The organism is Actinomadura opuntiae, assembly GCF_030283205.1.
In the GTDB taxonomy this organism is placed as follows: Bacteria; Actinomycetota; Actinomycetes; order Streptosporangiales; family Streptosporangiaceae; genus Spirillospora.
Window position 1 is genome coordinate 26,404 of the sequence record NZ_JASNWF010000045.1, and the last position, 8,462, is coordinate 34,865.

Genomic DNA, 8,462 nt, shown 5'->3' on the forward strand with positions numbered 1-8,462 from the left:
GCCGTCTGGGAGGCACGTGACGATGGCCGAGCGCGCACTTCGCGGCACCCGACTCGGAGCGACGAGCTACGAGAACGATCGCAACACCGATCTGGCCCCTCGGCAAGAGGTGGACTACACCTGTACGAAGGGCCACCGGTTCACCGTGACGCTCGCAGCCGAGGCCGAGGTGCCGATGACCTGGGAATGCCGCAGCTGCGGCGCCACGGCCCTGCGGGTCGACGGGGAGCTGCCACAAGCCAAGAAGGGCAAGCCGCCGCGCACTCACTGGGACATGCTCATGGAGCGCAGAACGGTGGAGGACCTGGAGGAGGTGCTCGCCGAGCGGCTGGAGATCCTGCGTGCGGGGCGCAGGAGATCGGCATGACCGACCGAGGTCGGTGAGAAGGGCCCGCACCGCGAGGTGCGGGCCTTTTGTCGTCCTGTCCCCTCGTGGACCGGGCGTGGACCGGGCGGCGCCGCGTCAGGTGCGGGAGGGGTGGTCGTCCTCCTCGACGACCTCGCCGCGGACGACGGGACCGCGCGGCGTGCCGGCGTCGCGGTCGTCGGCGCCGGGCCCGAACGGGCCGAGCGGCCCGAAACCGCCCGGGCCGGGGCCCGCGGCGCCGGGGAAGGTCATCGAGGCGCGGTCGCCGGCGATCCGCATCCGCCGGGCGGTGTACCGGGACGCGAGCCGGCGGACGAGCGGCCGGGTGAACGGCAGCACGAACACCAGCCCGACCACGTCGGTGATGAGCCCGGGGATGAGCAGCAGCACGCCGCCGGCCATGACCAGCGCCGCGTCGCCGAGCTCCCGGTCGGGCGCGACGCCGCGCCGCACGGTCTCCTGCAGGCTGTGCCAGGCGCGGCGCCCCTCGCGGCGGACGATCCAGCCGCCCAGCAGGGTCTCGGCGGCCAGCAGCCCGATCGTCGGCCAGGCGCCGATCGCCTCCCCGACCTGGACGAGCAGGTAGATCTCCAGAACCGGTGTCAGCAGGAACGCCAGGACCAGTGCTAGCGGCAGCATGGCTCCATTTTCGGGTCGCGGTGCGCGTGTACCGGGGTCAACGCCGGGACGGCCCCGAACGTTTCCCCCCGACGCGCCCGGCGACCCCCCACTGGGTGATGCGCAGCGCCGCCTCCATCATCACGTCCCGGCTCATCTTGCTGGTGCCGTGCACGCGCTCGACGAAGGTGATCGGCACCTCGACGACCCGCAGCCCCTTGCGCAGCGCGCGCAGCGCCAGGTCGATCTGGAAGCAGTAGCCGCGCGAGTCGACCCCGTCCAGGCCGATCTTGTCGAGCGTGGCGGCGCGGAAGGCGCGGTAGCCGCCGGTGGCGTCGTGCAGCGGGATGCCCAGCATCAGCCGGGCGTAGGTGTTGGCGCCGCGCGACAGCGCCTCGCGGCGCTTGGGCCAGTTCTCCACCTTGCCGCCGGGCACCCAGCGGGCGCCGATGACCAGGTCGGCGTCCTCCAGGGCGGCCAGCAGCCGGGGCAGCTCCTCGGGCTGGTGGGAGCCGTCGGCGTCCATCTCCACCATGACGTCGTAGCCGTGCTCGGCGGCCCACCGGAACCCGGCGATGTAGGCGGGGCCGAGGCCCTCCTTGCCGGTGCGGTGCAGGACCCTGACCTGCTCGTCGGCCGCGGCCATGGCGTCGGCGACCTCGCCGGTGCCGTCCGGGCTGGCGTCGTCCACGACCAGCACGTCCACCGACGGGACGGCCTTGCGCACCCGGCCGGTGATGCGCTCGATGTTCTCCCGCTCGTTGTAGGTCGGGACGATCACGAGCACCCTGCCGAGCTCGGCTGGGATCTCCATCGGTGTCAGTTCTCCTCGTTCTTTCGTGCCGTCGCCCATGCCGCGGCGCACAGCGCCCCGATACCCAGCGCGACCAGCGCCCATTCCGGCCACTCGCCGAGCCGGTCCGACAGGGTGCGCTCGGTGCGCTCAGGGACGCTCGCGACCTGGATGTCGGGCACGAACTCCCTGGACCGGTCGATCATCCGGCCGTCCGGGGCGACGATCGCGCTGATCCCGCTCGTCGCGGCAACCAAGATCGTACGGCCATGTTCGACCGCGCGCAGCCTCGACATCGCGATCTGCTGCGGCGGCAGGCTGGTGCGGCCGTAGGTGGCGTTGTTGGTCTGCACGACGAGGATCCGGCCGCGGGCGGCGTCGCGGACCTCCTTGTCGTAGGCGACCTCGAAGCAGATGACGTCGCCGATGTCGACCGGGCCGAGCCGCATGACCCCGGACCTCTTGCCCTTGGCGAAGTCGCGGGGGATCAGCGCGAACCGCTTGATCAGCTTGGTCAGGACGTCGCGGAACGGCAGGTACTCCCCGAACGGCACGGGGTGCCGCTTGACGTAGTAGTTCCCGGGGCCGGTCGCCGGGTCCCAGACGATCCCGCGGTTCTCGACCTTCTTGCGGTCGGGGGTGTCGGTGAGGGCGCCGACCAGGACCGGGACGCCGACGTCCCGCACCGCGCCGTCGATGGCCCGGTAGGCGTCGGGCTCGGTGTAGGGGTCCAGGTCGCTGGAGTTCTCCGGCCACACCACCAGCTGCGGCCTGGCGACCTTGCGGGCGCGGATCTCGGCGGCCAGCTCGTGGGTGGCCTTGACGTGGTTGTTCAGCACGGCCTTGCGCTGGCCGAGGAAGTCCAGGCCGAGGCGCGGGACGTTGCCCTGGATGACGGCGACGGTGACGTGCGGGCCGTCGGCGGGGGTCGGGATGAGCGCGCCCGCTCCGGTGACCGCGGCGGCCACCGCCAGGGCGAGCGCGGCGGAGGCGGCGGCGCGGCGCCGTCCGGGTGCGCGCGGCGCGGATGCCGTCGTCTCGCCGGCCGTCTCGCGGGCGTCTGGCCCGGCCGCTTCCGGCCGTTCCGCGCCCTGGGCGGCATCGGGGGCGTTGCGGCGGGACGGGCGGAGCCGCCAGACCGCCAGGGCGGCGAAGGCCAGCAGCCCGCCGACCAGCGCGGTCAGGAAGGTGACCAGGGGCGCCCCGCCGGCCGAGGCGTAGGGGGTCAGGGGCGTGGCGGTCTGGCTGAAGGCCAGCCGCGCCCACGGGAACCCGCCGAACGGCGCCCGGCCCCGCAGCGCCTCCTGCGCCACCCACAGCCCGGCCGTCCACAGCGGCCAGCCGGGCAGCCGGGTGACCAGCGCGATCGCGGCGCCCATCGGGACGAAGTACAGCGCCTCGACCAGGCTCAGCACGGCCCAGGCGTCCGGGCCGACCGGGATCAGCCCGTCGAGGGCGGGCAGGAAGAACGCGGCGCCGGCGAGGAAGCCCAGCCAGCCGCCGGTGCGGGCGGCCTGCCCGCGTATCGCGAGGGTGAGCGCGGCGACGGCGGCGAACGCCAGCGGGGTGAGGTCGAACGGCGGGAACGCCGAGCACAGCGCCAGGCCCGCGCCGATCACGACGAGGGTGCGGGGCCAGCCGGCGCGCCCGCCGGTCCGCAGGAAGCGGCGCAGCCGCCGCCCGAGCCGCGCGGCGCGGCCCGGACGCCCCGCCGTGCCGGGGGCGCCGTCCGGGTCCGCGGGTCCGCTGGCCGGAGGCCGGTCCGGGAGGGTCTCCTGGGCCACGTCCACCCCTCGTTCACTCGATCCGTTCGCGGGAACGCTACCGGCACGCCGTGCCCGGAGCGACCACGTACCGGTCACGGTATGCCCGCTTCCACGGCAACGGTACGTGCCCGCGACCTCGCGCGACCCCGCGGACGCGGCGGGAGGGGGGCGTGCGGGGGCGTGCGGACGCGGAAGAGGGCCCGTGACATCCGTCGGGCCGGAGCCGTCCCACAGGCGGTGAGAACGGGTCTCCGTTTTCTACTGGATGTCCGGGCCCTTCCCGGGTCCAACCCCCGCGCGATCGGGCGGCTCCGCCCGGGCACCGGCCCGGACCACCGCACTGGCTCGGGCGGGCACGGCGTCGGCCACCGGTGTGGCCCGCTCTCGTCCCGCCGCGGCGCGGTGCCCGGTGGCGCCCCGGGCGGCCGATCGGTGAGTCCCGTGCTGGACTGCAGCAAAACTACCGGCTTCGCGGGCCTTGTCAACCGCCGCATGTTCTGCGGCGACTCTTCGTTCTCCCAGCTCAGACCCATGATCGCGGCTGGGCGCCAATTCCGTCCCGGCCCCGCCGGGCGATCACTCCCGAGGCCGTCACCGCCCGGGCGATCACCGCCCGGGCGCGGGGACCACGACGGTGCCGGTGGCGGTGACCGCCACGATCGGCTCGGCCAGCACCTCGGCGGACGACTCGCCCTTGTCGGGACGGCCTCGGCACACCACCCGCGCCTCGAACTCCAGCGTGCGGCTGCGGGTGCCGACCCGGGTGACGACGGCGGTGGCCTCCAGCACGTCCCCGGCCCGGACGGGCGCGCGGAACTGCACGTCGGAGTAGGAGGCGAACAGCCCCTCGTCCCCGTCGGTGCGGATGCACACCTCGGTGGCGACGTCGCCGAACAGGCCGAGCATGTAGGCGCCGTCGACCAGGTCGCCGGCGTAGTGGGCGTGGGCGTAGGGCACGTAGCGGCGGTGGGTGACGGTCAGGCCCTGGCGGGGGTCGCTCATCGTCGGTCCTCTCCTTCGTCGTCGTCCGCCTGCCGTGCGTCCTGCACGGCCTGGCCCGGGAGCAGGGCGTGGACGAGGTAGCTGGCGACCTCGGCGGGTGTGGTGCCCTTGCCGAAGATCCGGTCGACGCCGAGGTCCTCCTCGGTGACGGTGTCGAAGCGGGGCCCGCCGACGACCAGCAGCGGCCGTCCCATCCCGGCGGCGACGGCGGTGGGGTACTCGGCGTGGAACGCGGCGGCCATCTGCTTGGTGTTGTGCAGGTGCGCGTTCTTCTGGGTGACGACCTGGGAGACCAGGACGGCGTCGGCGTTCTCGGCCTTGGCGCGTTCGACGAGCTCCTCGACGGTGACCTGGGCGCCCATGTTCACCACCTGGATCTCGCGGTAGTACTCCAGGCCCTTCTCCCCCGCGAACCCCTTGACGTTGAGGATCGCGTCGATGCCGACGGTGTGGGCGTCGGTGCCGATGCACGCGCCGACGACGACGAGCCGCCGGTTCAGCGCGCCCCGGATGGCGAGGTTGACCTCCTGCGAGGACAGCAGCGGGTAGGCGCGCTCTTCGGGGACGGGGATGGAGGCGTAGTCGATGAGGTGGCCGACCCGCCCGTAGACGATGAAGAAGGTGAAGTCGGGGCCCATCGGCTTGGCGTGCACCACGCTGGCGGGGTCCAGGCCCATCTTCCCGGCCAGCTGCAGCGCCGCGGCGTCGGCGCGCTTGCCCGCCGGGACAGGAAGGGTGAACGACATCTGGACCATGCCGTCGCCGGTGGTGTCGCCGTAGGGGCGGATCACCTGGCGGGTGTCGGCGGGCTGGACCGGGGCCTGCGACCCGTGCGTCTCGACCGTCATGCGGGCACCTCCTGGGCGTCGGCCGTGCTGCGGCGGGCGTGCGGGTCCTCGGTGTCGAGGATCTCGATGGCGGGGTTGACGTAGCCGTCGGCGCGCTCGACGACGCCGTCCAGGCCCTTGCCGCCGTCCGGGGGGCGGCGGGTGACGCCGAAGGTGCCCTCGGCGATCGCGGTGAGCAGCCCGTCGTCGTTGATGCGCTCCAGCAGCTCCACCGACTCCGACAGCACCTGCTTGGCCCGCTGGACGATCATCCCGTCGGGGCGGGGCATGAAGTCCTCGGCGAGGGCGCCGCAGGCGTCGCGGACGTAGCGGACGTTCTCCAGCGCCAGGTCGCGGTCCGACAGCCAGGGGGTGTGGATGCCCTCGGTCATCATCCCGATCAGGATGATCGACTGCCCGGTCAACACCCCGGCGAGGTTGAAGAAGGCGTCCAGCAGGTAGCCGGCGAAGATGTTGCCGGTCATGTGCTTGGTCGGCGGCATGTACTTCAGCGGCGCGCCGGGGAACAGCTCGCGGACGAGCTGGGCGTGCGCCAGCTCCAGCCGGAACGACTCGGGGATCGCCGGGTTGATCTCGAAGGCGTGGCCGAGGCCGAGCTGGGCGTCGGCGAGGCCCGCCTCGTGCCCGAACCGCTCGTTGAGCAGCTGGCTGACGATGACGGTGTGCGCGGCGTCGACCGCGTCGGCGGTGGTGAGGTAGTTGTCCTCGCCGGTGTTGATGACGATGCCGGCGCGGGCGTGGATCTGCCGGGAGAAGCGCTGGTCGATGAAGGTGCGGCGGGGGTTGATGTCGCGGAAGATGATGCCGTACATGCAGTCGTTCAGCATCATGTCCAGGCGCTCCAGCCCGGCGAGGGTGGCGATCTCCGGCATGCACAGCCCGGAGGCGTAGTTGGTCAGCCGGACGTAGCGGCCGAGCTCGCGGGAGACGTCGTCCAGCGCCGCGCGCATCAGCCGGAAGTTCTCCTGGGTGGCGTAGGTGCCGGCGTAGCCCTCGCGGGTCGCGCCCTCGGGGACGAAGTCCAGCAGCGACTGCCCGGTCGAGCGGATCACCGCGACGACGTCGGCGCCCTCGCGGGCGGCGGCCTGCGCCTGCGGGATGTCCTCGTAGATGTCGCCGGTGGCGACGATGAGGTAGACGAGGGGGCGCGGCGGGTCGGCGGCGTCGGGGGTGGGCAGTTCGGCCAGCAGCGCGTCGCGTTCGGCGCGGCGGCGGTCGATGCGGGCGATGCCGCCGCGGGCGGCGGCCGTCGCGGCCTCGCGGGCGTGCGCGGCGTCGGTGCCCGTGGGCAGCCGGAACGACACCCGTCCCCGGGCGGCGGCCTGCGCGAGGTCGCCGAGGGTGCGGTGCGGGCCGGTCAGCAGCGCGTCCCACACCGGCAGCGCCAGGCCGTGCTCGAGGCCGACCTGGCCGCGGACGGCGTCGGCCAGGTGGTTGGCCCACGGGCGGCCCTCGTCGTCGGCGCCGGTCAGCCCGGCCAGCCGCAGCAGCGCCCGCTCAACCGAGACGGTGGTGTGGGAGCGGGCCATCCGGATGATCGGTTCGGCGGCCCGGGCGGCGAGCCGCCGGGCGGCGCCCACCACCTGCGGGTCGAGGTCCAGCTTTCCCTGCGGCGCCATTGCCGTCTCCCCTCACGCTGCCGCCCCTCTCAGGCCGGTTGCCGACAATCGTCCTCTTATGCGAGTTCTCTACCGGAGATCTTCCGGCATCACCACCGTGAATCGCAAGAACTAACAGCACTTCCCTGAGGTCGCGGGTGCGCGCCCGCCTCCCTGCCCGTTCCTTCCCCGCCGGCGGCGCCCGCTCCCCCGCCCGGGCGAAACCCCGGCATGGGACAGCCTTTGCTTCCCGCCGTCGACGACCGGCTCACCACCAGGTGACGACCAAGGCGAAACCACGGCATGGACACGCTTGGTAAGCCTAGAATCACCCACAGTCGCGCGCGGGCGGGGATCTGGCCCCGCACGCGGAGTGACCGGTCCGCCGGGAGGGGCATGATCATTTATATTGCGGCCGCGGTGTGCGCCGTCATCGTGGTGATCCTCGCGAGCCGGCTGGTACGGCGGGGGCGGCACGGCGTGGACGACCCCGACCCCGACGGCCCCACCACCGGGCACACCGGGGCGATGCTGTCGGCGCTGTTCCTGCTGGCCTTCGCCATCGCCATCGTGGTGCCGTGGACCACGGCCGACTCGGCCCGGTCCAACACCTACGCCGAGAGCCAGGCGGTCGTCGAGGCGTACTGGGCCGCCTCCCGGCTGCCCGCCGCCGACGCCCAGCGCGTCCAGGCCGACCTGCGCGACTACGTCGAGCTCGTCCGCGGCCCCGAGTGGCGGCTGATGCGCGAGCACGGCCGGCTCAGCGCCGCCGGCTGGGCGCGGCTCGACGCGCTGCGCCGCGAGGTGATCGCGGTGAAGGCGTCCAGCGACGAGCTCCAGAACGCCCAGCAGACCGTGCTGGACCACCTCACCGAGATCTCCGCGGCGCGCCACCAGCGGGCCATGGACGCCAAGACCACCCCGCCCCTCGGCCTGCTGGTCGTGACCGTCCTCACCGGCATCGTCGTCATGCTGCTGCCCCTGTTCGCCGGGGCCCGGCCGCGCGGGATGACGCTGATCCCGCTCGGGATGATGGCCGGGCTGCTGGCCGCCGGCATCTACCTGGTCTTCGACATCGCGCACGTGTTCCGGGGCGGCCTGGCCGTCCACCCGGACGCGTTCACCGGCGCGGCGGCGGAGCTGCGGCGCATCACCGGAGGTGGATGAGGGTGCGCCGCCTGCCGCTGCTGCCCGCCGCGATCTCCGGCGCGCTGGCCGGGACCCTCGCCCTGCCGCCGTCCGCGCTCGCCGACCCGGCGCCCGACCCCTCGTCGTCGGTCACGGTCACCGGCGACAACGGCGGCGGGGTGAGCGTGTGCATCGACGGGGAGGTCCACGTGAACGTCGGGCCGGGCGCGCCGGGCTGCGCCGCGCCGCCCAAGCCCGCACCCGAACCGCCGCCCAAGCCGGCGCCGCCCCCCCCGAGGCCGCAGGCCCGCGCGTCCTCGCCCGTCCCGCCGCGCCGGGGTC

Annotated in this window: 9 protein-coding genes; 3 read left to right on the forward strand and 6 right to left on the reverse strand. The window is 73.9% G+C overall.

The window, feature by feature from the left end; genetic code table 11:
* The first annotated feature begins 22 nt into the window (after nucleotides 1–22).
* Nucleotides 23–367, forward strand: a complete 345-nt coding sequence (locus tag QP089_RS47860; protein WP_067472838.1) for an RNA polymerase-binding protein RbpA — start codon at nucleotides 23–25, stop codon at nucleotides 365–367.
* Nucleotides 368–463: 96 nt separating this feature from the next.
* Here the strand turns inward: QP089_RS47860 and QP089_RS47865 are convergent, their stop codons facing one another.
* The 6 genes from QP089_RS47865 to kamD all read right to left on the reverse strand — a co-directional run bounded on the left by QP089_RS47865 (nucleotide 464) and on the right by kamD (nucleotide 7,013).
* The gene (locus QP089_RS47865; RefSeq protein ID WP_285921279.1) at nucleotides 464–1,006 is read right to left on the reverse strand and encodes an FxsA family protein; all 543 of its coding nucleotides are present in this window, start codon (nucleotides 1,004–1,006) and stop codon (nucleotides 464–466) included.
* A gap of 37 nt (nucleotides 1,007–1,043) precedes the next feature.
* Entirely contained in the window at nucleotides 1,044–1,799 is a 756-nt protein-coding gene (locus QP089_RS47870; protein ID WP_285921280.1) for a polyprenol monophosphomannose synthase, read from the reverse strand.
* Nucleotides 1,800–1,804: 5 nt separating this feature from the next.
* A complete protein-coding gene (lnt, locus tag QP089_RS47875; protein ID WP_285921281.1) occupies nucleotides 1,805–3,562 on the reverse strand; it encodes an apolipoprotein N-acyltransferase in 1,758 nt (585 codons plus the stop codon).
* Between the two features lie 588 nt (nucleotides 3,563–4,150).
* On the reverse strand, nucleotides 4,151–4,546 hold the full coding sequence (gene kal, locus QP089_RS47880; protein ID WP_285921282.1) for a 3-aminobutyryl-CoA ammonia lyase: 396 nt from the start codon (nucleotides 4,544–4,546) through the stop codon (nucleotides 4,151–4,153).
* On the reverse strand, nucleotides 4,543–5,394 hold the full coding sequence (gene kamE / locus QP089_RS47885; RefSeq protein ID WP_285921283.1) for a lysine 5,6-aminomutase subunit beta: 852 nt from the start codon (nucleotides 5,392–5,394) through the stop codon (nucleotides 4,543–4,545). Before kamE ends, kal begins: the two co-directional genes overlap by 4 nt.
* Nucleotides 5,391–7,013, reverse strand: a complete 1,623-nt coding sequence (gene kamD, locus QP089_RS47890) for a lysine 5,6-aminomutase subunit alpha (protein WP_285921284.1) — start codon at nucleotides 7,011–7,013, stop codon at nucleotides 5,391–5,393. Before kamD ends, kamE begins: the two co-directional genes overlap by 4 nt.
* A 375-nt stretch (nucleotides 7,014–7,388) precedes the next feature.
* On the opposite strand from kamD, the gene QP089_RS47895 reads away from it, so the two are divergent.
* Both QP089_RS47895 and QP089_RS47900 read left to right on the forward strand, forming a co-directional pair.
* Entirely contained in the window at nucleotides 7,389–8,159 is a 771-nt protein-coding gene (locus QP089_RS47895; protein ID WP_285921285.1) for a bestrophin-like domain, read from the forward strand.
* The coding region (locus tag QP089_RS47900; protein WP_285921286.1) for a hypothetical protein at nucleotides 8,156–8,462 on the forward strand (307 nt) is incomplete at its 3' end. The genes QP089_RS47895 and QP089_RS47900, both read left to right, overlap by 4 nt.